This window comes from Bradyrhizobium sp. sGM-13 (assembly GCF_018398875.1).
In the GTDB taxonomy this organism is placed as follows: Bacteria; Pseudomonadota; Alphaproteobacteria; order Rhizobiales; family Xanthobacteraceae; genus Bradyrhizobium.
Window position 1 is genome coordinate 50,264 of the sequence record NZ_JAGWDK010000014.1, and the last position, 24,699, is coordinate 74,962.

General features: G+C 63.6%; 26 protein-coding genes. 5 read left to right on the forward strand and 21 right to left on the reverse strand.

Annotated features, from left to right (window positions below; all coding sequences use genetic code 11):
• Positions 1 to 113: 113 nt before the first annotated feature.
• Positions 114 to 893: an SDR family NAD(P)-dependent oxidoreductase gene (locus tag KJQ96_RS21790; RefSeq protein ID WP_213288589.1), complete on the reverse strand. Its 780-nt coding sequence runs from the start codon at positions 891 to 893 to the stop codon at positions 114 to 116.
• A gap of 283 nt (positions 894 to 1,176) precedes the next feature.
• Here KJQ96_RS21790 and KJQ96_RS21795 point away from each other — a divergent pair, with 283 nt between their 5' ends.
• Positions 1,177 to 2,160, forward strand: coding sequence for a DUF2155 domain-containing protein (locus KJQ96_RS21795; protein ID WP_213288590.1), 984 nt, complete (start codon positions 1,177 to 1,179; stop codon positions 2,158 to 2,160).
• 67 nt (positions 2,161 to 2,227) lie between these two features.
• Here the strand turns inward: KJQ96_RS21795 and aat are convergent, their stop codons facing one another.
• Positions 2,228 to 2,902, reverse strand: a complete 675-nt coding sequence (aat, locus tag KJQ96_RS21800; protein WP_213288591.1) for a leucyl/phenylalanyl-tRNA--protein transferase — start codon at positions 2,900 to 2,902, stop codon at positions 2,228 to 2,230.
• A gap of 365 nt (positions 2,903 to 3,267) precedes the next feature.
• Here aat and KJQ96_RS21805 point away from each other — a divergent pair, with 365 nt between their 5' ends.
• Positions 3,268 to 3,654, forward strand: a complete 387-nt coding sequence (locus KJQ96_RS21805; protein WP_213288592.1) for a DUF1330 domain-containing protein — start codon at positions 3,268 to 3,270, stop codon at positions 3,652 to 3,654.
• A 4-nt stretch (positions 3,655 to 3,658) separates the two neighbouring features.
• Here the strand turns inward: KJQ96_RS21805 and KJQ96_RS21810 are convergent, their stop codons facing one another.
• The 6 genes from KJQ96_RS21810 to KJQ96_RS21835 all read right to left on the reverse strand — a co-directional run bounded on the left by KJQ96_RS21810 (position 3,659) and on the right by KJQ96_RS21835 (position 8,321).
• Positions 3,659 to 4,546 carry an amidohydrolase gene (locus KJQ96_RS21810; RefSeq protein WP_213288593.1) on the reverse strand — a complete coding sequence of 296 codons (888 nt, stop codon included), beginning with the start codon at positions 4,544 to 4,546 and terminating at the stop codon, positions 3,659 to 3,661.
• A gap of 22 nt (positions 4,547 to 4,568) precedes the next feature.
• Positions 4,569 to 4,952, reverse strand: a complete 384-nt coding sequence (locus tag KJQ96_RS21815; RefSeq protein WP_213288594.1) for a RidA family protein — start codon at positions 4,950 to 4,952, stop codon at positions 4,569 to 4,571.
• Positions 4,953 to 4,981: 29 nt separating this feature from the next.
• On the reverse strand, positions 4,982 to 5,785 hold the full coding sequence (hpaH, locus tag KJQ96_RS21820; protein ID WP_213288595.1) for a 2-oxo-hept-4-ene-1,7-dioate hydratase: 804 nt from the start codon (positions 5,783 to 5,785) through the stop codon (positions 4,982 to 4,984).
• 3 nt (positions 5,786 to 5,788) lie between these two features.
• Positions 5,789 to 6,649 (reverse strand): fumarylacetoacetate hydrolase family protein, encoded by an 861-nt coding sequence (locus tag KJQ96_RS21825; protein WP_213288596.1) that lies wholly within the window; start codon positions 6,647 to 6,649, stop codon positions 5,789 to 5,791.
• A 73-nt stretch (positions 6,650 to 6,722) separates the two neighbouring features.
• Positions 6,723 to 7,340: a flavin reductase family protein gene (locus KJQ96_RS21830; RefSeq protein WP_213288597.1), complete on the reverse strand. Its 618-nt coding sequence runs from the start codon at positions 7,338 to 7,340 to the stop codon at positions 6,723 to 6,725.
• Between the two features lie 3 nt (positions 7,341 to 7,343).
• Positions 7,344 to 8,321, reverse strand: a complete 978-nt coding sequence (locus KJQ96_RS21835) for a tripartite tricarboxylate transporter substrate binding protein (RefSeq protein WP_213288598.1) — start codon at positions 8,319 to 8,321, stop codon at positions 7,344 to 7,346.
• A 172-nt stretch (positions 8,322 to 8,493) separates the two neighbouring features.
• On the opposite strand from KJQ96_RS21835, the gene KJQ96_RS21840 reads away from it, so the two are divergent.
• Positions 8,494 to 9,279, forward strand: coding sequence for an IclR family transcriptional regulator (locus KJQ96_RS21840; RefSeq protein ID WP_213288599.1), 786 nt, complete (start codon positions 8,494 to 8,496; stop codon positions 9,277 to 9,279).
• Between the two features lies 1 nt (position 9,280).
• On the opposite strand, the gene KJQ96_RS21845 is transcribed toward KJQ96_RS21840, so the two are convergent.
• The 9 genes from KJQ96_RS21845 to KJQ96_RS21885 all read right to left on the reverse strand — a co-directional run bounded on the left by KJQ96_RS21845 (position 9,281) and on the right by KJQ96_RS21885 (position 17,782).
• Positions 9,281 to 10,372: a sensor histidine kinase gene (locus KJQ96_RS21845; protein ID WP_213288600.1), complete on the reverse strand. Its 1,092-nt coding sequence runs from the start codon at positions 10,370 to 10,372 to the stop codon at positions 9,281 to 9,283.
• On the reverse strand, positions 10,369 to 10,809 hold the full coding sequence (locus tag KJQ96_RS21850) for a response regulator (protein ID WP_065744903.1): 441 nt from the start codon (positions 10,807 to 10,809) through the stop codon (positions 10,369 to 10,371). Before KJQ96_RS21850 ends, KJQ96_RS21845 begins: the two co-directional genes overlap by 4 nt.
• A complete protein-coding gene (locus KJQ96_RS21855) occupies positions 10,806 to 12,338 on the reverse strand; it encodes a CHASE3 domain-containing protein (RefSeq protein WP_213288601.1) in 1,533 nt (510 codons plus the stop codon). The genes KJQ96_RS21850 and KJQ96_RS21855 overlap by 4 nt, the downstream gene beginning before the upstream one ends.
• A 120-nt stretch (positions 12,339 to 12,458) precedes the next feature.
• A complete protein-coding gene (accC, locus tag KJQ96_RS21860) occupies positions 12,459 to 13,811 on the reverse strand; it encodes an acetyl-CoA carboxylase biotin carboxylase subunit (protein ID WP_065744902.1) in 1,353 nt (450 codons plus the stop codon).
• A gap of 88 nt (positions 13,812 to 13,899) precedes the next feature.
• Positions 13,900 to 14,397: an acetyl-CoA carboxylase biotin carboxyl carrier protein gene (gene accB / locus KJQ96_RS21865; RefSeq protein ID WP_213288602.1), complete on the reverse strand. Its 498-nt coding sequence runs from the start codon at positions 14,395 to 14,397 to the stop codon at positions 13,900 to 13,902.
• Between the two features lie 87 nt (positions 14,398 to 14,484).
• Positions 14,485 to 14,964 (reverse strand): type II 3-dehydroquinate dehydratase, encoded by a 480-nt coding sequence (gene aroQ / locus KJQ96_RS21870; RefSeq protein ID WP_213288603.1) that lies wholly within the window; start codon positions 14,962 to 14,964, stop codon positions 14,485 to 14,487.
• Positions 14,965 to 15,162: 198 nt separating this feature from the next.
• Complete coding sequence (locus tag KJQ96_RS21875) at positions 15,163 to 15,945, reverse strand: hypothetical protein (RefSeq protein ID WP_213288604.1); 783 nt, start codon at positions 15,943 to 15,945, stop codon at positions 15,163 to 15,165.
• A gap of 3 nt (positions 15,946 to 15,948) precedes the next feature.
• Complete coding sequence (locus KJQ96_RS21880; protein WP_375293195.1) at positions 15,949 to 16,593, reverse strand: hypothetical protein; 645 nt, start codon at positions 16,591 to 16,593, stop codon at positions 15,949 to 15,951.
• A gap of 10 nt (positions 16,594 to 16,603) precedes the next feature.
• Positions 16,604 to 17,782: a YadA-like family protein gene (locus KJQ96_RS21885; RefSeq protein ID WP_213288605.1), complete on the reverse strand. Its 1,179-nt coding sequence runs from the start codon at positions 17,780 to 17,782 to the stop codon at positions 16,604 to 16,606.
• Between the two features lie 158 nt (positions 17,783 to 17,940).
• On the opposite strand from KJQ96_RS21885, the gene KJQ96_RS21890 reads away from it, so the two are divergent.
• Positions 17,941 to 18,117, forward strand: a complete 177-nt coding sequence (locus tag KJQ96_RS21890; protein ID WP_213288606.1) for a hypothetical protein — start codon at positions 17,941 to 17,943, stop codon at positions 18,115 to 18,117.
• Between the two features lie 314 nt (positions 18,118 to 18,431).
• Here KJQ96_RS21890 and KJQ96_RS21895 read toward each other — a convergent pair whose 3' ends face one another.
• Positions 18,432 to 19,859 (reverse strand): adhesin, encoded by a 1,428-nt coding sequence (locus KJQ96_RS21895; RefSeq protein ID WP_213288607.1) that lies wholly within the window; start codon positions 19,857 to 19,859, stop codon positions 18,432 to 18,434.
• 245 nt (positions 19,860 to 20,104) lie between these two features.
• Here KJQ96_RS21895 and KJQ96_RS21900 point away from each other — a divergent pair, with 245 nt between their 5' ends.
• Positions 20,105 to 21,241: a helix-turn-helix transcriptional regulator gene (locus tag KJQ96_RS21900; protein WP_213288608.1), complete on the forward strand. Its 1,137-nt coding sequence runs from the start codon at positions 20,105 to 20,107 to the stop codon at positions 21,239 to 21,241.
• A gap of 100 nt (positions 21,242 to 21,341) precedes the next feature.
• Here KJQ96_RS21900 and KJQ96_RS21905 read toward each other — a convergent pair whose 3' ends face one another.
• The 3 genes from KJQ96_RS21905 to KJQ96_RS21915 all read right to left on the reverse strand — a co-directional run bounded on the left by KJQ96_RS21905 (position 21,342) and on the right by KJQ96_RS21915 (position 24,677).
• On the reverse strand, positions 21,342 to 22,154 hold the full coding sequence (locus KJQ96_RS21905) for a DUF1236 domain-containing protein (RefSeq protein WP_213288609.1): 813 nt from the start codon (positions 22,152 to 22,154) through the stop codon (positions 21,342 to 21,344).
• 186 nt (positions 22,155 to 22,340) lie between these two features.
• Positions 22,341 to 23,108 carry a DsbA family protein gene (locus KJQ96_RS21910; RefSeq protein WP_213288610.1) on the reverse strand — a complete coding sequence of 256 codons (768 nt, stop codon included), beginning with the start codon at positions 23,106 to 23,108 and terminating at the stop codon, positions 22,341 to 22,343.
• Between the two features lie 168 nt (positions 23,109 to 23,276).
• Positions 23,277 to 24,677, reverse strand: coding sequence for a M48 family metalloprotease (locus KJQ96_RS21915; protein ID WP_213288611.1), 1,401 nt, complete (start codon positions 24,675 to 24,677; stop codon positions 23,277 to 23,279).
• Between the last annotated feature and the right edge of the window lie 22 nt (positions 24,678 to 24,699).

The following is a 24,699-nucleotide window of genomic DNA, read 5'->3' on the forward strand; positions in this document are numbered from 1 at the left end:
TCTCGTTTTGAGTTGTCATCCGGGGCGCGCAGCGAACCCGGGATCTCGAGATTCTCAGGTGCGCAATTGCGCACCGTAGGTCGGTCCTTCCGGACCGCCCCGGAATGACGGTGCTAAGCCGCGGTGCGGCCGCCATCGACGGCATAGGCGGAGCCGGAGACGTAGCTCGCCTCATCCGAAGCCAGGAACGCCACGATGGAGGCGACTTCGGTAGCCTGACCGAGCCGCCGCGCCGGAATCCGGTCGACGATCTTTTCGGTCGGCGGCGGCTCATTGCCGGAATTGCGGCCCTGCAGGATCGTGCTCAGCATCCGGCTGTCGATCAGGCCGGGACAGACGCAGTTCACCCGCACGCCGGTGCCGGTGCATTCCCAGGCGGCGCTCTTGGTGAGACCGATCACCGCGTGCTTGCTGGCGCTGTAGGCGGCGATCATCGGCGAGCCGACCAGGCCGGCGATGGAGGCGGTGTTGATGATGCTGCCCTTGTTCTGCTTCAGCATCACCGGCAGCACGTGCTTCATGCCGAGAAAGACGCCGACCACGTTGACGTCGAGCACGCGCCGAAAACTCTCCAGCGAATATTCCGGGATCGGCTTGATATCGCCCTCGACGCCGGCGTTGTTGTAGAAGACATCGATCGTGCCGAACCGGTCGACGCTGGCGCGGACGTATTCCGCGACTTCTTCCTCCCGGGTGACGTCCGCCGCGACCGCGAGCGCTTCGGCCGAGGCCGGCAGGTCCTTGATGGCGGCCGCAAGATCCTGCTCCTTGCGGTCGATGGCGACGATGCGGGCGCCACGCTCGGCCAACAGGCGGATGGTCGCGGTTCCAATGATACCGGCCGCGCCGGTCACGACGGCCACCCGGCCATCGAGGCGAATTCGATCGGGCATAGCTTGAGGTTTCCTCTGGCTCGTCCGGTTATCCCGGATTTTGATGGTTTTCGCACGTGGCCGCGCGACGGAGCGACTATTTCATCTGAAACCGGGCGTGGCTAGATATAGGGGACGAGCACTGAGGACGATTTCCGCCTTTCCAGGCCATGATTCACTGCGGCAGGATGGGGACAAACCGCCCTTTCCCCGCCGTATTCACCGTGTTAACCGGGAGGGACGCGAGCGGCGGACAAGTCTGTACTATGTCACGAGCCCGATTCGCCTGTTAAAGCCGCGCGAGATGCTTCGAACCATTGCCCTGACCGGTCTTGCGGCCCTGATCGCCGCCACCATGACCTCGCTTGCGCCGCCCGCGCAGGCGCAGATCGGCAATATCTTTTCCGATCCTCCGCTGCGGCCGCCGGGGGCCATTCCCCGCGGCAATCAACAGCAGCAACAATTCCCCGACGACGACGAGGAAGTGCCGGAACTGCCACGCGGCCGGCTGCTGCCGACCCCGAACCGTCCGCCGCCGGGGCAGGGCGCTCCACCGCCGGGAAGCTTCCAGTCGCAGCCGCTGGCGCCGCCGCCCGGCACCACCGCTCCTCCGCAGGGGACGCAGCCCGGCGTCGCGGTTCAGCCGCCGCAGCCCGGAGGTCCAGGCGTCGCCAACGCGCCGCCGGGTCAACGCCAGCCCCCTGCCAAGGGCGTGCCCAATTCGCCGGCGACCCTGCAGCCGGGCGACGAGGTCGTGTCCGAACCGCCGGCCACCAAGATCACCAACAAGAAGGCGAGCTTCTCCGGTCTCGACAAGATCACCGGCCGCATCATCAATTTCGACGAGGACATTGGCGAGACCGTGCAGTTCGGCGCACTGCGCGTGAAGACCAGCGCCTGCTACACGCGCCCATCGACGGAAGCTGCCAACACCGATGCGTTTGTCGAGGTCGACGAGATCACGCTGCAAGGTGAGGTGAAGCGGATATTCTCGGGCTGGATGTTCGCTGCCAGTCCCGGCCTGCACGGCGTCGAGCACCCGGTCTACGATATCTGGCTCACCGACTGCAAAGTCCCTGACCAGACCATCGTCAGCGCGCAGCCCGATCCGGCCAAGTCGGCCGCGCCGCCGCAGGCTGCGAAGCGTCCGCCGCCGCCGAAGCAGGCGGCGCCGCGCCCGCCAGGACCGCCGCCGCAGCCGCAATTCCAGCAGCAGCCGCAGCAGGCCCCACCGCCTCCGCCGCAACAGCGGCCCGGTGGCTTGTTTGGTGGGTTGTTCGGGAACTAGCACGATACACGGCGCATCCGTGTCCCGGCTCAGCGTTGCACGCTGCACCGCGTCCGGGACACGCGCGTCACATGCCCTTCGCGATGATCGCGAGTGCATCGGCACCGCTGACGCTGGGCGGCAATCGCTTAAAATCCGCAGGCTCTCCCGCGATCGCCTTGTCGAGCAAGGCGCGATAGCGGCGTCTCGGAATTTCGACCGCGCCGAAGCTGCGCAGATGTTCGGTGACATATTGCGTGTCGAGCAGCTCGAACCCGCCTGCGATCATCCGCGCCACCAGATGCACCAGCGCCACCTTGGAAGCGTCGCGGGCGCGGTGAAACATGCTTTCGCCGAAGAAGGCACGCCCCAGGCTGACGCCATAGAGGCCGCCGACGAGATCGCCGTCTTGCCAGACCTCGACGCTGTGGCAGTGTCCGAGTTCGTGGAGCCCGAGATAGAGATCGCGGATGCGCTTGTTGATCCAGGTGTCGTCGCGGCCTGGCTGCGGAGCCGCGCAGCCCGCGATAACCGCCTTGAAGGCGGTATCGACGGTCACGCGGAAATTGTCCGAACGCACGGTGCGGGCAAGCCGCGAGGCGATGCGGAAGCCGTCGAGCGGAATGACGCCGCGCATTTCCGGCTCGACCCAGAACAGCGTCGGATCGCCGGCACTCTCGGCCATCGGGAAGATGCCGCAGGCATAGGCCCGCAGCAGCACTTCGGGCGTGATTTCGGAAGCAGCAGACTCGCGCGAGGTCATGGGGCGGGAGAATAGCAGGACACGCGGGGGCTATGCTACGATTCAGACAAAAACAGCGCCTTCGGAATCGCGGTGAATGCTGGTAAATAGAGTTTGATTGATGTCGCCTCAATCGATCTTCTCCCGCCCTTCCAACGATCCGACTGACGTTGTACGCTGAATGGACGGACATCAAACTGCTCCGCGAGCTGCCATTGGGGCGCGCCGACGCCACCGTTTGTATTGGCAGCGTCGATGCCGTCGGCAGGCGTCGTACTTCAAATAGACCGACAGTCTTTCTTAGCCGGTGCGTCTTGGCATTCGCAATGCACGGCCGTGCGAGCCTGCACGACCGAATATTTCCGTCGTGACCAGGGAGAAACGTCATGAAGACTCACTATTCAGTGACATTGGCGATGCTGGCGGGCTTAGGACTCGGTGCAGTCGCGGTTGAGAGACTTCACGCTCAGGCCACACCGCCAGTATACCAAGTCGTTGAAATCGAACCCTCCAACACGGCGGCCTACTTGAAGGACTATGCGCCGAAGGCTCAGGCCGCCATCAAAGCGGCTGGCGGCAAGTTCCTTGCCGCCGGAGGCAAAACCACGACAATCGAAGGAGAGCCGCCGAAGCCGCGCGTGGTTATCATCCAGTGGGATACCGTTGATAAGATCCAAGCGTATCGCGATTCAGCGGCCTTCAAAGACCTCGTGCCGCTCCGCGACAGTCTGGCGAAGTTCCGCTCCTTCTCCGTCGAGGCGGTACCTCAATAATTGTTCACGACGGGCCTGCCGAATTGAAGCCGAACAGTTTTGCCGGATTGGTCACAAGGATGTTCTGCAGCTCGGCTTCATCGGCGACATAACGATAAAGCAGCTCGAGCAGGTCGGCGTCGTTGGGCGGCTGCACCACCGAAACTGGATGCGGCCAGTCGCTGGCCCAGACGCAACGGTCGGGCGCCGCCTCGATATAGGCGCGCGCGATCGGAATTACGTCGTCCCAGGGCGGGCCCTTCTTCGAGGTCTTTTCGCCGAGCGACAGCATCACCCAGAAATTGCCCTTGGACAGAAGCTCCAGCATCTTCTGCAGGTTCGGGTCGTCCTTGCCGCGCGTCGGGTCCGGGCGCGCCATGTGATCGATCAGCACGGGGACGTCGAGATTTTCGTACTTCGCGACGCTGGAGACGATGCCGTCCTTCTCCGGCTGGATTTTTGCATACCAGCCGAGTTCGCGAATCTTCGCGATGGCGCGGGCAAAATCCTTGTCCGAGAGCACCGCGCCGAGTTCCTGCCGGAAGCTGAAACGGGCGCCGCGGACACCGGCATCGTGCAGCTTGGCGAGATAGGCGTCACCGGCTTCGGCAAACACCAGCGCGTTGGCACAGCCGCGATAGTTCGGTCCCATCGCGGCGAGGCCATCGAGCACTACCGAATGATCGGCGCCATAGGTCGTGGTCTGCACGATGATGCCGCGCTCGATGCCGAGCGCCTTGTGGACGCGAAGCGCGGCCTCCCAGGTCGCAGTCGGCATCTGGTAGGCGGCACTCGGCCGCACCGGATATTTTTCCAGCGGCCCTAGCACGTGAAACTGGCTGTCGACGCTCTTCGGCGGCGGCAGTTTCGAGGGGCGGCGCGGGTTCGGATCGAACGGAAGATAGGTCGGCATCTCGGGTTCCTTCTGATCGGGGTCAGTCGATCACGGCGGTGAAATCGCATTGCACGAGCGCGCCATTCTCCATGTCCATCTGCAGCGCATGGCGGGCAGGGCGAGAGTGTTCGTCGGGAAACATCTTCAGCCATTCGGTATTCACCGGCGCGCGCTGCTTTCGATCCTGCAGCCACACCGTCATCTTGATGATGTCATCGGTCGTGCCGCCGCCGGCTTCGACGATTGTCTTCATATGCGCGAACATATTGGCGCACTGGTCCTCGATGCGCTCAGGCATTGCGCCGGTCGCGGGATCGCGGCCGAGAATGACGCCGGACATCAGGAGATTGCCGATGCGGCAGGCATTCGGAATCGGATTGGCGTGCTTGAATTCGCCGATGTGAATGCTCTTGCGCCTTGTCATCGCTGCTCTCCCTCCAGGATGCTTCTTGTTCAGACGAACTGGCAGGACACCGATCCGAACCGGCCGTAATCGGCATGAAACGTGTCGCCCTTGATGATGTCGACCGGGCGCGTAAACGATCCCGCCAGCACCACTTCACCGGCTTCGAGATATTCGCCTTGGGCAGCCAGCCGATCGGCAAGCCAAGCCACGCCGTTGGCGGGGTGGTTGAGCACGCCGGCGGCGATACCAGTCTCCTCGATCTGGCCGTTGCGAAACAACAGCGCGCCGATCCAGCGCAGGTCGGCGTCTAGCGGACGAATGGGCCGGCCGCCGACGACCAGCGCCGCATTCGCGGCATTGTCGGAGATCGTATCCATCACCTTGCGCGGCGCCTTCGTCTCGGGATCGACGCGATGCATCCGGGTTTCCAGGATTTCGAGCGCCGGCGTCACGTAATCGGTGGCGTTGAGCACGTCGAACAGCGTGCAATCCGGGCCCTTCAACGGCGTTTTCAGCACGAAGGCCAGTTCGACCTCGATGCGGGGAGCACGGAAACGGTCGAACGGGATCGGCGATGCATCGGGGTAGAACATGTCCGCAAACAGCACGCCGTAATCCGGCTCGGAAATGCCGACGGCGTTCTGCATCGCTTTCGATGTCAGGCCGATCTTGTGGCCCCTGACAATGCGGCCGCGGGAGAGCTGCAACCTGGTCCAGGCGCGCTGAATGGCGTAGGCGTCCTCGATCGTGAGATCAGGATATTCGCGCGTGAACGCCGGGATCAGCGTCTTGCTGCGTTCGGCGTCGTCGAGGCGCTGCGCCAGCCGTTCGATAGTTTGTTGATCGAGCATCTTCTATTGCTCCGCCGCCACGGTGTTGCGAAGCATGCCGATCTTTCCGGACTCCACCTCGACGACGTCGCCGACCTTGAGCCAGCGCGGCGGCGTGAAGCGGGCGCCGGCCCCGGTCGGGGTACCGGTCGCGATCATGTCGCCGGGCCTCAAGGTGGCAAAGGTGGAGAGGTAGGCGATCAGGTAGTCGAATGGGAACATCAGCCGCTCGGTGGAGTCGCTCTGGCGCACCTCGCCGTTGACACGGGTGATGATGTCATGCGGGCCACGCGGATCGCATTCGTCTGACGTGACGATCCACGGCCCGATGCTGCCCGAGCGGTCAAAATTCTTGCCCTGGGTGACGTTGAACTTGCCGTGATGCAGCCAGTCGCGAACGCTGCCCTCGTTGCACAGCGTCATGCCGAAAATGTGCTCCCATGCGCGCTCGCGTGGAATGTGCCGGCCTTCCTTGCCGATCACGATCACAAGCTCGCCTTCATAGTCGAGCTGTTCGGAGACCTTCGGCTTCTCGATCGGCTGGCCGGAGCCGACGACGGAGGAGGGGTTGCGGACGAACAGGCTCGGATATTTCGGCAGGTCCGAGTTGTCCTTGTACTCGGCGTTGCGATCTCTGTAGTTCACGCCGATGCACCAGAGTTTTTCCGGAGCCGGGATGGGCGGCAGCAGCACAAGGTCATCCAGCGCATGGTCCGGCTTGAGGCCGGGGACCATTTGGCGCGCAGCTTCCAAGCCGTCCTTGGCGATCAGAGTCCGAATGTCAGGACATTTCGGTCCGGGCCGTTGGGTGAGGTCGACCACACCGCCGTCGACTGCCGCGCCGTAGCGCGGCTCTCCTTCCACCAGATAGCTCACCAGTCGCATTGTCGTCCTCCTCGAGAATTCTGCTTCGATCTGCGTCCGGTGTCAGCAAGCTCGCTACAGATTGCTGCCGCCGCTAATCGGTCGATTTCGGGGTTTGGAAGACGCCGCGCAGCGTCACGATCTCGCCGAGGCGAGCGTAGCGGGGCCCACCGATGCGGGCGATCGGGTCGAGCGCTTCGGTCTCGACCTTGCCGTTGTTCACGAGACCGTCGCGGATGTGGAACATCACGACCTCGCCGACGATGAGCCGGCTGCGCGCCTCGCCGAATTCGAGACATTGCCGAAACACGCATTCCATCGCGACCGGGGCGGCGGCAAGCCGGGGCACCGTGATGCGCTCGCTGGGACGCGTTTCCAGGTTGAGCTCTCCGACCTCGCTGACTTCGGGCGGATGCTCGACCGAGCTGTCATGCACCGCACCCATCAGCGGCGTGTCGGCGATGTGAATTACGTACTCCTCGGTGTCGAGGATGTTGTGCGCCGTATCCTTGTAGTCGGGGCCTTTACGGCCGACGCTGATGGCCAGCATCGGCGGCTTCTGCGAGACGAAGGTGAAGGCGCTGAACGGGGCGAGGTTGAGCACGCCCTTGCGCGACAGGCTCGTCACCCAGGCGATCGGACGCGGCACCACGATGCCGGTCATCAGCCGGTAAATCCGCTCCGCGCCGAGATCGCCGGGATCGATCTGCATGGATCAATCAGCCTTGATGTTCGCCTTGCGGACGACGGGAATCCACTTGGCGTCCTCGCGTTCGAGGTAGCTCGTGAACTCTGCCGGCGTCATCGATACGGCCTCGGCGCCGAGCGCGTTGAACTTCTCGATGATGGCGGGATCTTTCAGGATCTCCGCGAGGGTATCGTGGAGCCTGGTCACGATTTCGGGCGGCGTGCGTGCGGGCGCGAACAGGCCGGTAAAGGTCTGGCCGTCAAATTCCTTGTGGCCGAGTTCGGTGAAGGTCGGAACATCCGGCAGCCAGGAGGCGCGGCGGCTGCCGGTGACGGCGAGCGCACGCAGCATGCCGCTCTTGATCGAGGGTAACCCGACCGAGATCTGGTCCAGGGCAAACTGCACCTGTCCGCCGATCAGGTCGTTGAGAGCAGGCGCGTTGCCGCGGTAATGCACCGTCAGCCATTGCAAGCCCAACGTCGACTGCATGAGCTCGCTGAGCAGATGGTTGGTGGTGCCTTGGCCGGGCGAGGCCATCGTCAGCTTGCCCGGATCGCGGCGCGCGAGCTCGATGAATTCCTTCAGGTCCTTGGCCTGCACCGACGGATGCACTTCGAGGACCAGCGGCGTCATCGTGATCGAGGTGATGGGAACGAAGTCCCGCTTCCAGTTGTAGGCCTCGCGCTTGGCGATCTCGGGTGCGAACAGCACGGGACCATTGGCGCCGACGAACAAGGCATAGCCGTCGGGCGGCATTTTCGCGAACGCCTCGCCGGCGATCAGTCCGCCGGCGCCCGCCTTGTTTTCGATGATGAACGGCTGGCCCAGCTTCGCCTGCAGCCTGTCAGCGATGACGCGCGCAGCGCTATCGACATTGCCGCCTGCCGGGTAAGGGACGATCAGCTTAACCTGACGCGCCGGCCATTGCTGGGCATCTGCCGGTGTGATCAACGCTGCCGTGAATAGTGTCGACAGAGCGACGCCCGCGATCGCGAAAAATTTCATCGCATCCTCCCGAAAAGCGGCACATCTGCCGCTACATTCTTGTTTTGCGCGAGCCCCGTCCCGAGCGGCATGCGCATGTATTGTTCCCGCGTCAGCGATCTTGCGCGCAGCCCTTCCGCTGTCGACCAAATTGTGGTGTTTTTGTCCACATTGTGGACAGCGGACAGCGCGTATGACGAATGGTCGGTTAAAGACACGAGGGCCGCGGCAGGGTGGGCAGGCGATCCGCCGCGCGTTGGCGGTGCTGCGGGCGCTCGCGGTTGGTGGGGAACGAGGCGTGCCGCTGGCTGAAGTCGTGCAGGCGACTTCGCTCGCTCGCCCGACCGTACATCGCATCGTGCATGTGCTGATCGAGGAGGGGATTGTCGAACGCAGCGAACGGACGGGAAATTATGTCGTCGGCCGCCAGGTGCCCGAACTGGCGCTGGCGCGTCCATCGCGTTCGCCCCTGATGGTTGCAGCCGAGCCGCATCTGGCGGCAGCGTCGGCGCAACTCGGCGATACCTTGTTTCTCACGGTGCGCACCGGCCTCGATACGCTGTGCGTGGCGCGTCGCATCGGTAGCTATCCGATCCAGGTGCTGTCGATCGAGGTCGGTGTGCGGCGTCCACTGGGCGTCAGCAGCGCTGGCGTAGCGATCCTCGCCGCCATGCCGTCAGCCGAGGCGCGCAAAATCGTGCTCGCCAACGAAACACGGTTTGGCGCTTACCGGACCGATGCGGCCACCGTGCTCGGGCAGATCCAGCTTGCGCGGCGCCGAGGCTACAATCTGCGTGATGTCGGCCTCGTGCAGGGAACGAAGTCGCTTTCGGCCTGGATCCGGACTCCTGACGGCCAGCCCGCCGCCGCGATTACACTCTCCGCCATGCGCAACAGATTGGGCCCACGCCGCGCGATCGAGGTGACGGACGTTCTTGTCTCGGCTGCGCGCGCGATCGAAGCGACGGCACGGGAGTAGCCTAACTCGCCGCGGCGTTGGTCGATTTCGGCGCCGCTGCCGGGACGCGGCGGAAACGCAGTACGATCTTAGTGCCGTGGTGGTTGGGATCGCGCTCGGCGCTGGCATCCAGTTTGGCGGCCATGGCGCTCACGATGCGTTGTCCCATGCCGGTGGAGCGCGGGTCCGACTTGGCGTTGAGGCCGACGCCGTCGTCCGCGATCGACACCACGAGGTCTTCGCCCTCAGGCTTGAGCTCGACGTGAATGGGACCGGCGCCGTCGGGATAGGCGTATTTGACGGCGTTCATCACCAGTTCGTTGACGATGATGCCGATCGCCACCGCGCGGTCCGGGTCGATCTCGATCGGTTCGGCCTTGAGCGTCAGCCGCGACATCTTGTTGCCCTCGGCCGAACGGCGGAGATCCTCTAGCAGAGCTTCGAGATACTGGTTCAACAACACGCTCTTGAGATCGTGCGAGGTGTAGAGACGGCGGTGGACCTGGGCGACCGCCGCGACGCGGCCCATCGCATTGGTCAGTGCCGCCTTGACGTCGTCCTGGGTCGCCGAATTGGCCTGCAAGTGCAGCAGCGAGGCGATAATTTGCAGGGAGTTGCCGACGCGGTGGTTGACTTCGCGCAGCAGCACTTCACGTTCGGCGGCGAGCGCCGCATAGCGGTCGCGCGAGGCGTGAACCTCGGCTTCGGCCTCGTCGCGGGCCCGTTGAAGCTCGGCCTGCCTGAGCGCGCCGGAGATCGCGACCTGAAGCAGCGGAATGAAATCGCCCCGCGTGTCCTTGACGAGATAGTCGGCGGCGCCGGCCTTCAGCGCCGTGACAGCGATCGCCGAATCCTGCGCGGCCGTGACAAATACCACCGGCGGGGCGTCCGGTATCGCCATGATGCGCTCGAGCGTTTCGAGGCCGTCGAGACCCGGCATGTACTGGTCGAGCGCAATCACGTCGATACCGCCTTGCGCCAGCCGCGCCAGCCCTTCTTCGCCGCCCGCCGCGTGCACGACCTTGAAGCCTGCCCGGGTCAGGCCGCGGTCGACCAGCCGTGCGAGGCCGGCGTCGTCGTCGATATAGAGCAGCGTCGGCGTCGCGGGTTTCATATGGCGGCCGGAGGGACCTGAATGACGGAGAAGAACAGACCGAGTTGGCGAATGGCGTTGGCGAAGCTTTCGTAGTTCACGGGCTTGGTGATGTAGACGTTGCAACCGAGTTCGTAGCAGCGCTTGATCTCGTAGGAGTCGTCGGTCGTGGTCAGTACCACGACCGGCGTGGTCTTGAGATACTGGTTTTCCTTCACTCGCTTCAGAATGTCGATACCGGACGTATCGGGCAAGTTGAGATCGAGCAGGATCAGGAGCGCGCCGCCCTTGTGGTCGAGGCCCGTCCCGTCCTTGCCGAACAGGTAATTCAGCGCTGCTGTACCGCTGGTGAACGGAATTATCTCATTGTTTACGCCGGATCGGCGTATGTTCCGTTCGATAAGGCGAGCATGGCCCTCGTCGTCCTCGATCATGATGATGGTGACTGGATTACTCATATCCGTATGTTCCGGTTACTCGCTGGCCAATTAATGGGCAGTGTGATCGTAAACGTGCTGCCCTGGTTAAGTTCCGACGCGACCGACATGGTTCCTCCCAAGCGGCGCACTAACGCGCGGACATGGGCAAGTCCGATGCCTTGTCCCGGCTTGTCCTGGGTTCCCGCGCGGCGGAACAAATCGAAAATGCGCTGATGGTCCTTGGGATCGATGCCGCGGCCATTGTCTGATATCTCGAAAACAGCAAAGCCGAGCTTGGTGCGACCGCGAATCGTGATCTCGCCGGGAACCCCGGTCTTGAGATATTTGAGCGCATTGTCGATGAGATTGGAGAATATCTGCTCCAGGGCAAGGCGATCGCTGACGATATTCGGCAAGGCGTCGATCCGGATCTCGGCCTGGGCCTCGGCGGCCTGGTGCGCCACGGTCGCCACAATTCCCTCGATCAGCTCTTTGGTGTCGATCCAGACCGGCTCGAACTCGCGCCGCCCCTCGCGGGTCAGATTGAGGATCGCCGATATCAGCCGATCCATCTTGCCGATCGACGATTTGATGAAGCTGAGCGCCTCGGAGAAATCCTCCGAGAGCTTCTGGTCGGGACCTTCGAGTACGGGCTCGGCGGTATCGGTGGCATTTTCCGGGGCGGGCGGCGCTTCGGATTGCGCGCGGGAAAGCGCTGCGATCCGTTTGAAGATATCGCCGCGCAATTCCTCCAGCTCGCTGGTAAAGCCCATGATGTTCACCAGCGGCGAGCGCAGATCGTGGCTGACGATGTAGGCGAAGCGCTGGATCTCGTCATTGGCTTCACGCAGGTCGGCCGTGCGCTCGTCGATGGTGGCCTCGAGGTTGAGGTGGCTGTCGCGTAGCCTAGCGTCCGCCTGGTCGCGTGCGCGCGACGAACGGCGGACCAGGAAGATCGCAATGCCAGCCAGCACGACCACCAAACCCGAGCCGATGCCGGTGATCGAGGCCGCCAGGGTCTGGCTGCGGTCCGCGTTGGTCGTGCGCTCGACAAACAGACGGTCCTCCTCGGTTCGCATCCGCACGGCGAGATCGTCAATGTGTTTCATGGTGTCGCGCCCGATGCCCTCGCGCACGATCTTGGAGGCATCGTTCAGGCGCTGGGACCGGGCCAGCTCCATCGTCGTACGGAATTCCTCGATGCGCTGCTCGTAGAGCGGCATAATCTCGTCCATGAGCCCCCGTTGAACCGGATTGTCGCTGACAAGCCGGCCCAACCGCGTCAGCGCCGGCGCCAGTTCGGACATGGCTTGCTCGAAGTCGGTCCGAAAGTCGGGGCGCAATGTCACGAGGTAGCCGCGCTGTGCGCTTTCGGCACGCCGCAATTGCAATTGGACGAGCGATATCTGGTTCTCGACCTCGACGGTGCGTTGCACCGCGCGCGCGTCCTCGCGCGCCTTGTTCACCAGATAGACCGAACCCGCGCTGATGGCGGTCAACACCAATAGCCCCGCCGCAAGCAGCAGGATGTGGCCCACGGCGCGCTTGCGCTGGACATCAGCGATCACGGTGATCTCGTGTCATGGACAAGCGGAATACGCGCCCCCGGCAACCCCCTGTACATCCCAACGTGCGATGGAACCCATCGGTTCCATCGGCCGTCGAAAATTTCAGGCGCGCCCAGAGGTCTAGCCGTCCGCGGGTTGGCCGGCGAGGTACTGCTCGAGCCAGTGAATGTGGTAGTCGCCGTTGATGATATCGGCCTCCCGGACCAGTGCCCGGAACAGCGGCAGCGTGGTTTCGATGCCGTCGACCACCATCTCGTCGAGCGCCCGGCGCAGCCGCATCAGGCATTCGGCGCGAGTTTTGCCGTGCACGATCAGCTTGCCGACGAGTGAATCATAGTAGGGCGGAATGACGTAGCCCTGATAAACCGCGGAATCGATCCGCACGCCGAGCCCGCCGGGCGGGTGGAATTGCGTGATCTTGCCGGGCGAGGGGCGGAAGGTCTGCGGGTTTTCCGCATTGACGCGGCATTCGATGGCATGCCCGATGATAGCGATCTCTTCCTGCTTCGCGGGCAGGTCGCCGCCGGCGGCGATGCGGATTTGCTCCAGCACGAGGTCGATGTCGGTGATGCTCTCGGTGACGGGATGCTCGACCTGGATGCGGGTGTTCATCTCGATGAAATAGAACTCGCCATCCTCATAGAGAAATTCGATGGTGCCGACGCCGAGATATTTCATGTCCCGCATCGCCTTGGCGCAGGTCTCGCCGATCTTGGCGCGGGCGGCGGCGGCGAGAACCGGCGAGGGGCCTTCTTCCCAGACCTTCTGGTGACGGCGCTGCAGCGAGCAATCGCGCTCGCCGAGATGGATCGCACCGCCGCGGCCGTCGCCGAGAATTTGGATCTCTATATGGCGCGGCTTCTGCAGGTATTTTTCGAGATAGACCGAGGCGTCGCCGAATGCGGATTTCGCCTCATTGGAGGCGGTGGACAGCGCCAGCATCAGGTCGTCGGCGGTGCGGGCAACCTTCATGCCGCGTCCGCCGCCGCCGGCCGCCGCTTTCACCAGCACCGGAAAGCCGATCGCCTTGCCGATCGCCATTGCATCGTCATCGGAAGAGACCGCGCCGTCGGAGCCCGGCACCACCGGAATGCCGAGCCGCTTGGCGGTCTTCTTGGCCTCGATCTTGTCGCCCATCAGGCGGATGTGTTCGGCCTTCGGGCCGATGAAATGCAGATTGTGCTCGGCGAGGATTTCGGCGAAGCGGGCGTTCTCGGAAAGAAAGCCATAGCCGGGATGCACGGCATCCGCGCCCGTTATCTCACAGGCCGCGAGCAGCGCCGGGACGTTGAGATAGGAGTCCTTGGAAGGCGGCGGCCCGATGCAGACGCTCTCGTCGGCGAGCCGCACGTGCATCGCGTCGGCGTCGGCGGTGGAATGCACGGCAACGGTGGAGATGCCGAGCTCCTTGCACGCGCGCAGCACGCGCAGGGCAATTTCGCCGCGATTGGCTATGAGGATCTTGTCGAACATGCGGCTCCCGCCGGCGAGCAGCGAGTGTCGAATGGCGAATGGTCCGCGCTCAAGACCATTCGCTATTTGCCACTCGCCATTTCGCCATCTACTCAATAATGACCAATGGCTCGCCGAATTCGACCGGCTGGCCGTCCTCGACGAGAATTTGCGTCACCGTGCCGGCGCGCGGCGACGGGATCTGGTTCATCGTCTTCATCGCTTCGATGATCAGGAGAGTCTGGCCGGCCGAAACCTTGGTGCCGACCTCGATGAACGGCTTGGCGCCGGGCTCAGGCGCCCAATAGGCGGTGCCGACCATCGGCGAGGGGACCACGCCCGGATGCTTGGCGAGGTCGGCAACCGCCGCGTTCCCCGCAGCGATGGCTGCCGCCGCAGCCGGCGCCGGCTGAAAGCTCGCCGGCATCGCCGCCGACACGCTGATGTTGCGCGCGACGCGCACCCTTAAGCCGGCGCGCTCGATCTCGATCTCGGTCAGGCTGGTCTCGTCCAGCAACAGCGCGAGTTCGCGAATGAGCGCGCTGTCGTCGCTCTTTAGGTTTGCGGCTGATTTGTCCGCTGATTTGTTGTCGGGCTGGCGGGCCATGCTCTTGATCCGGAATTCTCGATGTGGGTGACGGCTTAAGCGTCAGGTGTCGTTCGACGTCAGACTTTTGATGTCAGTTTTTTGAAGTCAGTCGTTGGCCCTGGCGCCGAGTTTGGCGGCCAGGCCTGATATTGCGAGCCGGTAGCCGTCGATGCCGAAGCCACAGAGCGATGCAAAGGCGGCCATGGCCGTGAAGGAGTGGTGACGGAAGCTCTCGCGGGCGTGGATATTGCTGATGTGCACTTCTACCGTCGGGATTTTGACCGCGACCAGCGCATCGTGCAACGCGATCGAGGTGTGCGAATAACCGCCGGCGTTGATGATGATGCCGGCCGCCTTCTTCGCATGCGCCTCATGGATGAAGTCGATCAACTCGCCCTCGTGGTTGGACTGGCGGCAATCGGCCTTCAGGCCGAATCGTGCTGCCGTCTCGACGCAAAGTTTTTCGACGTCGGCGAGCGTCGCGTGACCATAGGTTTCAGGCTCGCGCGTCCCCAACATGTTGAGGTTCGGGCCGTTGAGCACATAAATCGTCGCGGCAGAGGCTTGGGCGCTTCCTTGGGCCATCCGGATTCCAGCAAAAAGGGGCGGGCGGGTCGCGGGGTTATAGGTAACAACGCGGCCAAGGGGAAGCCTTTAGGCCGCTCTGGACCCCTTTCAAATGCCTCATCCTGTTCATAAAAAGGCGCGCGGAACCTACAGAAATTGCTCGTTAACCACTGTTCAGAGAGCTGACTCCGTAATCGGGCAGCCGTATCACCCACATTACCAGCGGTTCTGGACCCGCAGGCTTTCGGCGAGGTCACCGCGGAAGTTGTGCTGCCCGAGATGCAGTAGCTTGCATTGCAGATCGACCCAGATCTTGCCGCCGATGTCGCGCCAGCGGCGGCAGAACGCGTAATCTTCGGAAAGGTAGCGGCCGGAGTCGGGATCGACCATGCAGTCGAAGAACAACCAATGCAGATGCGCCTCTGGATGGCCTGGTGCTCCGTCCGGCACGTAGTTCAGCTCCGGGTATTTCTGCATCATCTGCTTGAACACATCTCGCTTGATGCACATGAAGCCGGTCGGCGCCTCCGCGACCTCGACGAAGCCGTCGGCATCGGCATAGGCGCTGACCCGCTCGGCGCCGTGGCCGATCGGATTGAACGGATATTCGGTGTAGCGATCCTCGAATTGCTGGCGTGTCGTTCCCGCCGGCAGGCCGGCGGGAGGCCAGTTGAAGTTCTTCATCGGATAGACGCCGGCGGTGACGTCGCGGTCGATCAGCAGCAGGCGGCAGACCGACTGCGGCGTGAAGCTGATGTCGGAATCGATCCAGAACAGATGGGTCAGGGTCTCGTCGGAGAGGAATTTGCGCACCATGTTGTTGCGCGAGCGCGTGATCAGGCTCTCCGAATGCATATGCAGCATGCATTGCAGCCCGAACCGGTTGCAATGATGAGTGAGGTCGAAGATGCTGGTCACATAGTGCATGCTGACCGCCGAGATGTAGCACGGCGTTGCGAACATCACCTTCATCGATTTCAGGGCTTCGTCGGGTAGCATTTCCTACTTCGGCTGCAGGCTGTCGGTCGACTTGTTCTCAGGTGGCGCGAGCTTGATCGCGGGCGCGGACTTTGCTGGCGCAGGCTGCTTGGCGGCATTTGGAGCAGGTTGCTTGGCGTTGCCCGGAGCAGGCTGCTTTTGTGCAGCCGGCGGCGAAGGCGGCTCAGGCGCAACCGGCCCGCTTTGTCCGATCGATACAGAGATGCCGAACAGTCGCCACTGTCCGTTCACCGGCGCAAACGTCAGATCGAAATTGACCTGGCTTGGCACTGAGGGAAAGAAGCCTGCCATACGCATCAGGCCATTGACCTCGATCTGCGGCAGCAGATTGAGCTGCGGATCGATCACGGCAACGCCGGAAAGATCGAGATTGTCGTTGCGCAGCTTGGCGAAGATCTCACCGAGCCGGGCGGCCGAGTTGCTCTGGAAGCCGGGCGCGCCGATGTCACGCAGCACGGTATAGTTGCCGGTCTTGTTGGCCTGATCGAGCGCGAGCAGGGACGATCTGATCAGGATCAGCACCCCGTTGCGATCGATCTGAGCGGGTTTCGGCGTTTGCGCTGATATCTGCGCATGGCCCGCGGACGTCGTCACCAACAGCCCGGCTGCAACCAACAGTATTCGCCAGCGGCGCCGCTTGATGCTCACCACGCTGCCGTCACCATGCGACGGTCACTCCGGCCCGCCCGCCGATGCCGCCTTGAGCGAACCCGGCTCCGAGCCCGCCATTGACGACCACGTATTGGCTCAACCGCATCTGGGCACTCAGGCTCATGGCGTTTTCGCCGCGGAACGTTCCCCAGTTGCTGGAAATCGCAAACTTCTTGTCCGATGGCAGTGCCGATCCGCCCATCGCGATCGCGATCGCCGTTCCCTCGAACCCCTGTCGCATCTGCGTCTGCAACGTCGCGACGTTGCCTTGCAGCACGGACACATTAGTTTGGAGACCGGAAACATCCTGTGCACTGAAGGGAGCCGCGGCAAGATTGCCGTTGGCGTCCGTAGTGACGATCGAAGTCGGGCCGGACTGCGCCGCGAGACTTGCGGCCGACGTGATACCCGACATCCGGTAGGTATTCGATGCGGTGCCGATCGAGACCTGATTGGCGGCTGTCGTGCTCGCGCCGTTGCCGATAGCGGTCGAATTGGCGAAGGTCGCCGTAGCGCCGGCGCCAAGGGCGGTCGCGCCGGTGGCGGTGGCAATACTCGCCTGGCCGATCGCCGTGGTGGCGTCGCCGATGGCGTTGCTACCCTGACCGTATGCGCTCGCGGTGGCGCCCCACGCGATGCTGTTCTGGCCCGTCGCGGTCGCGTTGGTGCCGTTTGCAAGGCTGAACGACCCTGTCGCGGTTGCGCGGCGGCCAAATGCGCGGGCGGTTTCGCCGGTCGCGGTCGCGGTGGAGCCATTCGCGGAGCTATTCTGGCCCGTCGCGGTCGCAAAGGTGCCGTTCGCCGACGCAAAGGAGCCGGTCGCGGTCGCATAGTCGCCGCTCGCCAAGCTGCTAACGCCCGTCGCGGTCGCGGTGGTGCCATTCGCGGAGCTGTTCTGGCCCGTCGCGGTCGCGGCAAAGCCGTTCGCGTTGCTGCCCTGTCCGGTTGCAGTTGCCTCGGCGCCATTCGCGCGGCTGTTGTTGCCCGTTGCGGTCGCGTAGGTGCCGGTCGCGTTGGCGTTCTGACCTGTCGCGGTCGCCTGGTTGCCATTCGCGATGCTATCTGCGCCAGTCGCGGTTGCCACGTCGCCGGTCGCGTTGGCGTTATCGCCGTATGCGGTGGCGCGGTCACCCGCTGCAACCGCATTCTGTCCGACCGCAGTGGCGTTTAAACCGGACGCGGTCATGGCCGCGCAAGTCCCGGTAAAGCCGACGTTAGTGGACAAACATGCCGCCCAGGCCGGAGCGCCGCCGAAGGCTGTCGCGATCCCGGCCGCAGCGGCTAGGCTTCGCAACGTGCCGCCAGAGAGCACGCTGCTGACAAGCAGCCGCGCCCGGAGGTCGTATGGGTGAAACACGTCTGACGTCTGCGCTGTCGCCAAATCCGCTGCGCACGCTGTCGGAAGACCTGTCATCGTCGGCCTTTTCCGATCGCTGGCCGGTGAATGACCGTTTGGTGAACATCAGACATGCAAGCTCCCACCGGCAGACGGCGCGATTCTGTTACGTCGATCTGCCGTGAAGCGACCTTGGCTCAAGCCATGCAGCGGCCGCATCTGACGTTCGTCAGATGCATCGAGCAAAGGGAGAGCATTTCGAGCTGAATGTTTGCGAAGTGAGGCTTCGCGGCAACATCGTGCTTGATGCCATAATCCCGTCTTGCGGCCGGGCCGCAACCTGGGCCACAGTTCGGGCAGGGCTTGGGGTCGGGCGAATGTCTGGCGATGGCCTATCCGGCGAGGACAAGGTGCGGCATCGTTGGGCTGGCTCGTGACGAGGGCGCCGATCGCCGTTGAGATCGAATGATGGCATTTGGCGGCCGGAAGCTTGCTTCCGTCAGAACTCGCCGCCGAGACCGACATAGGCCGTATGTTGAGTGCCGCCACCGTTGCCATATCCGCCGACAATGCTGAGCGGCACGCCGGTGTTGAGACGATGGGCAAATCCAAATCCAAATCCGGCCTCGCTCTGAAACGTCGATCCGCGAATTTGCCACGTCGTCTTGCCGGGCGCCGAGGGCATCGGCGCGCTCGCGGTCGCGACCGCAGCGGCGATGCCGCGCCGCGCCTCGGTACGGTTGTCGCCGATCTGTGCCTGCAATGAACTGATCTGGGACTGGAAGTTGGAGCTGAAACTGGAAAGCTGGCTGACATTGACCGCATCGGTCGGGTTGATGCCGGCCGCCACATTGGTCAACCGTCGCTCGCTGCCGGCGGCGCCGAACGATACTGTATTAGGAGCGCTCGCTACCGAACCGGCGCCGATCGCCACCGAACTCGCGGCTAGTGCCTGCGCGCCCGCGCCGAGCGAGGTTGCGCCGGTGGCGCCCGCAATGCTCGCCTGACCGATCGCGGTGGTGGCGTCGCCGGTGGCGTTGCTGCCCTGGCCGAACGCGCTCGCGGTGGCGCCGTTCGCGAAGCTGCTCTGACCCATCGCCGTTGCTTGCGTGCCGTTCGCGAAGCTGAACGTGCCCGTCGCAGTCGCGGTGCTGCCATTCGCGAAACTTACGGTGCCGATTGCGACCGCCTGTTGGCCGTTCGCGTTACTTTGCAGGCCTATCGCAGTTGCCACCGAGCCGTTGGCCGAGCTCCCTCCGCCCATCGCAGTCGCCCCGTTACCGTTCGCAGTGCTCGCATAACCGGTCGCGGTCGCCTGTTGGCCTGTTGCCAGGCTCTGTGAGCCCGTCGCAGTGGCCAAGGCTCCATTGGCGAAGCTGTTCTGGCCGGTCGCGGTGGCAAAGTCGCCATTCGCGAACGCGATGAGGCCGGTCGCGGTCGCGGCGTTGCCGTTCGCCAAGCTGCCCGAGCCCGTCGCTGTAGCGAGGGCGCCGTTTGCGTAGCTGCCCTGACCGGTCGCGGTCGCACTGGAGCCGTTCGCCAGCGCAAAGGCGCCGGTTGCGGTCGCAAAGTCGCCGGTCGCGAAGCTGCTAGCACCCGTCGCGGTCGCGGAGGAGCCATTCGCGATGGCACCGGCGCCGTAGGCCGTAGCGTTGAATCCTGTCGTTTCGGCACCGTCGCCAACGGCCGTTGCGTTGCCGCTGACCGGATTATTGGTGCCGCCGCCTGCATTATAATCGGCAGCCAGGGCGGAGCCGCTCCCAAGCGACACACCACTCGCGACACCAGCGGCCAACGCCAGCCACCGCAAGGTCACCCCCGACAGGAAACTGCTGGCGACCGATCCGCCGCGACGGTTGCTCGGATAGAAGGCGCCAGGAGCAAGTGCCGGCGAAATGACGGTTTGGTGACGCCGAATATCAAACATCCAAAAGCCCTCACGGCAGACGGCATGATTCTGTTGTTTCGGTCTGCCGTGAAGCGACCTTGGCCCAAGCCATGCAGCGGCCGCATCTGACGTTCGTCAGATGCATCGAGCAAAGGGAGAGCATTTCGAGCTGAATGTTTGCGAAGTGAGGCTTCGCGGCAACATCGTGCTTGATGCCCATAATCCCGTCTTGCGGCCGGGCCGCAACCTGGGCCACAGTTCGGGAAGGGCTTGGGGTAGGGCGAATGTCTGGCGGTGGACTATCCGGCGAGGACAAGGTGCTGGACCTTGTCGGATCGATTTACGATGCCGCGCTCGATGCGCAGCTTTGGCCGGGCGTCCTGAACAGAATTGGCGATGCCGTGGGCGGGCCGCATGTGGTGTTCGGGTTTTACGACCCGGCGAACGGCACCGTCAGCATGCATGCGCCGCGGACAGATCCGGACATCCTTCGCAGCTTTGACGACTGGTCGCCGGAAATTCCGGCCTTGCCGTGCACGGGAAACCATCGGCCCGGCGAGGTCTTTACCGGTGGGGACGTCATCTCGCGTGACGAGTTTACCAGCACCGCCTTCTATAATGAATTGTGGCGGCCGGGCGGTTTCAGCGCCGATCCCCTGGTCACCAACCTGTTTGCCGATGGTGCGGCCTGCGGGCACATTGCGAGCCACGGACTGCTGAACCAATCGCGCCCTCACAGCAGCCAGAAACGTTTGTTCGCGGCGCTGGCGCAGCATCTCGTTCGCGCGGTCGCGCTACAGCGCCGTGTGTATCATCTGACGATCGCAAACGAGCGTGCGCTAACCGGCCTCGACGGATTGCAGCAAGGTTTTCTGCTTGTCGATGCGGAGGCACGGCCGCTGTTCGTCAATCGTGCGGCCCGGGCGCTGCTCGATAGTCGCGATGGCCTGCGGCTCGAAGCCGGCGCCTTGTCCACATCCGATGCCGACGGCGGGCGGACATTGCGCGGGCTGATCAAGTCATGCGCTGGCGATGTCAGTGCTGTAACCGGTTCTGGCGGCGAAGTCGCGCTGGCGCGTGAAGCGCGGTTGCCGCTTGACGTTGTCGTCACGCCGGTAAGGCAGGAAACGGCAACGGCCATCATCCCCTGGACTTTCTCGCAACGTGCCGTCGCGATCGTGCTCGTCTCCGATCCCGAAACGGAGATCCAGGCGCGCGTCGAAGACTTACGCCAACGGTTCGGTTTTACGCCGGCAGAGGCCGCGTTCGCGCTTGAGATCGTCAAGGGCGACGGTCGCCAGGCAGCCGCCGACAGGTTAGGCATCACCGTCGGTACGGCGCGCAGCCATTTGTCCAGTATCTTTGACAAGACGGGCTCACGTCGCCAGGCCGAACTGGTGCGGCTGCTTCTGCAAAAGTGAAGCGAAGCCGGGTATCTCGTTGGGTGGAACCCAAGCCGCAAACAAGCCGCAAAAAGAGGGCGGGCATTTCTGCCCGCCCTGATGCTTGCGAAAGGCCGTGTTAGGCTTCCAGAACCGCCACGATCTCGTAGGTGTTCGGATCGACGATTACGATCTGCTCCTTGACGAGGATGTACTTATACCTGCGCCATTCCGGATAGATCGTCACCACGCGCTCCGGCAGCGTGTGGAAGGTCACGTCGCGCGGTACCTTAGTGCCGACCGAAACCGAGAAGTTCACGTTCGTCACTGGCTGAACGCGTGTCTCCTTGATCGCGCTGGTGATCTGGGTGCGCTGCTCGGTCGAGAGCTTGGCGCCCGCGCCGGCCTGACCTGTCGTGGTCGTTTGGTCCGCGGCTCCGCCCTGCGTCTGGGTCTGCGTGCGGTCGCGGTCCTGCTGGCCCTGGACCTTTTGGTCACGCTGCATTTGGTCACGGCCCTGGGTCGTGGTCTGGTCACGCTGGGTGGTGCCCTGATCACGCTGGGTGGTGCCCTGATCACGCTGCATGCCTTGGCCGGTCGTCTGGCCCTTGTCGCCCTTCATGGTGCCGCGGTCCTCTTTGCCCTCGGCCTTCATGTCCTTGCCGCCCTTGCGGTCTTCGCTGCGCTGGGCCTTTTCACCGCCCATCGACTTCTGTTCGGACTCTGCACCCTTCATGCCGGTCGTGCCGCCGGGTTCGCGCTGCTGCGCAGTCCCGGCACCGCCGCGCTCAGAAGAAGCACCGCCCCGCTCAGAAGAAGGCGCGCTCTGCTGCGCCGCCGAACCGGCCGACCCTGCGTCGCCGCGTCCCATGCCGGTGCCTTGCGCATTCGCAAAGCCGGTTCCGGCGATCAGGGCCGCCGCGGCGACCGTCATCAGAAAGCGATTACTCATCGAATGTCTCCTCACGTTTCTGCATTGCCCACGCCGACAACGAAAGGAATTGCCTGATGTTCCCGATAGTTGGCGGTTCCGCCGCCATTGTTTTGTGAACGTGGGATGAACCGCTGCGCCGCGTAATCCGCAACAAAAAAGGCCGGCTGTCGAGCCGGCCTTTCATTCCATGCACGAAGCGTCGCCTCAGCAGGTCGCCTTGCCGCAGCGGGCGTTGCTGATCTTTTCGCGTAATGCCTCGACGCCGACCGCGCCGATCACGACCTGCTTGCCGATCACGTAGCTCGGCGTGCCGTTCATGCCCATGGCCTCGGCGAGCTTGAAGTTTTCCTCGAGCGTGCTGCGCACCTCCGTGCTGTTCAGATCCTTCTCCAGCTTCGCCATGTCGAGGCCGACTTCCTTGGCAACGGCCATCGCGCGTGCCTTGTCGGCGGCGCCGCGGCCGGTGAGGAGCTTCTGATGGAAGTCGAGATATTTCTTGCCGGTCGGATCCTGCATGCGCACGGCGACCCCGACCTGAGCGGCTTCGACCGAGCCCGCGCTCAGCACCGGAAATTCCTTGAGCACGACCTTGAGCTTCGGGTCGCTCTTCATCAGCTCCATCATGTCCAGCATCGCACGCTTGCAATAGCCGCAATTGTAATCGAAGAACTCGACGAAGGTGACGTCGCCGTCCTTGTTGCCAATCGTAACGTTGCGTGGCGAGTTGAAGATCGCATCCGCATTCTTGGCGACGCCGGCTTCGTGCTTGGCGGCTTCGGCCGCGGCCTGACGCTTGCTGAGTTCGGTCATCGCTTCCTCGAGCACCTCGGGATGCGCGATCAGGTAATTGCGGACGATGGCCTCGATGTCGCCGCGCTGGGTGTCGGTAAAACTCTGTGCGGAGGCGGACAGCGGCGCGCCGCAGAGCGCCAAAGCGAACAGTGCGGGGATGAGAAGACGGAACGAGGGCATCGGTAAATCCTTATGCGGCGAGTTCCCGGGCATTCTGGCTGAAGGCCGGCTTCTCGAGAATAGCTTGGTTCGGGTTGGCCAAATCGTTGATAGCGAAGTCCTTGATACCAAGTCCTTGATGGCCAGGTTTGGTGACCAAGTCCGATTATAGCCGAATGCGGCTTAATTCTAGTTGCCCTTCTGGCCGGGCAGTGGCTTGGTGTTCACGATGTCGTCAGCCTTGACCCATCCTGGCGTTCCGACCGCGAAGCGTGTTTTTGCCCGTGAGGCGAGATCGCGCGCGGTCTTGCTGTCGCCGCGCAGGTAGGCGGCCTGGGCCGACGCCAGATCGGCCTGCGCGTAATCTCCTTTTCGGCCATAGGCGATCGCAAGCTGCATATAGCCGATCGGCGCCTCGCTCTCGCGCGCTACCGCCGCGCGCAGGATGGCAATCGCCTCGTCGGTGTGGGCGTTGTTGCCGGTTGCCACGAGGGCCTGCCCAAGCATCATCTCGATGAGTGGCGCGTGGTTGGAGAGCGCTACGGCCTTGCGAAGCGGCGCGATCGCCTCCTGCGGCTTGCCGCCCTCCAGCAGCGCCTGGCCGCGCACCTCGTGGAAATAGGGATTGTTGGGCTGCTGCTGAATCAGGGCGTCGATCTGCGCGAGCGCGCTGCGCAGGTCGCCGTGCCGATAAGTCGCGATCGCATGGGCGTAGCGCGCAGGCAGGCTGTTGTTGGACAACGGATAGCGCCGGTACACAGTATCCTGCCGCTCCATGAAGGCCGAGATCTTGGCGCGCACCATGTCGTGGCGTAGCTGCAGGGCAGGGTCGTCCTTTTTATCCCAATAAGGACTCGACCGTGCCAGGTCTTCCAGCGCGGCGACGCGCTGGGCCGGCATCGGATGCGATTGAACGTAAGGGTCTGAGCCGCGCGCCGCGAACAGGCTCTCGTCGGTGAAGCGTTTGAAGGTCTCGTGCATGCCCCTGGCGGACTGGCCTGTGGCGGTCAGAAACCTGACGCCGGCCTTGTCGGCGTTCTCCTCTTGCTGACGTACATAGGAGAGCAGGTTGCGGCGGATCATTTCTCCCGGCGCGGAAAACATCGCCGCACCGGCGTTGGCCAACCCGCTGTTGCTGCCGCCTTGCGCGCCCGCGACCATCGCGCCGGCGCCAAGCAGCATGGCGATGATCATCTGCGTCTGGGCCCGCGCCATTTCCTCGCGCATCTTGGAGAGATGGCCGCCGGCAAGATGGCCGGTTTCGTGCGCCATCACGCCGATGATCTGATTCGGTGTCTCCGACTGCATGATCGCGCCGTAGTTCACGAAGATGCGTCGACCGTCGGCAACGAAGGCGTTGAAGACGCCTTGGTTGATGATCACCATCTGGATATTTTGTTTTTCCAGACCGGCGGCGCGCAGGATCGGCCGCGTATATTCGCGCAGCAATTGTTCCGTCTCGGTATCGCGGAGCACCGGCGGGCCCCTGTTCTGCGCCAGCGCAGCCATCGGCGCGACGGCAAGAGCGACTGCAGTCGTCAACGTGGCCAATTTCAGTGATTTCTTGCGTGGGGCGATGCGGAGCAGCATGAACAGTCTTTTGGCGATTGGC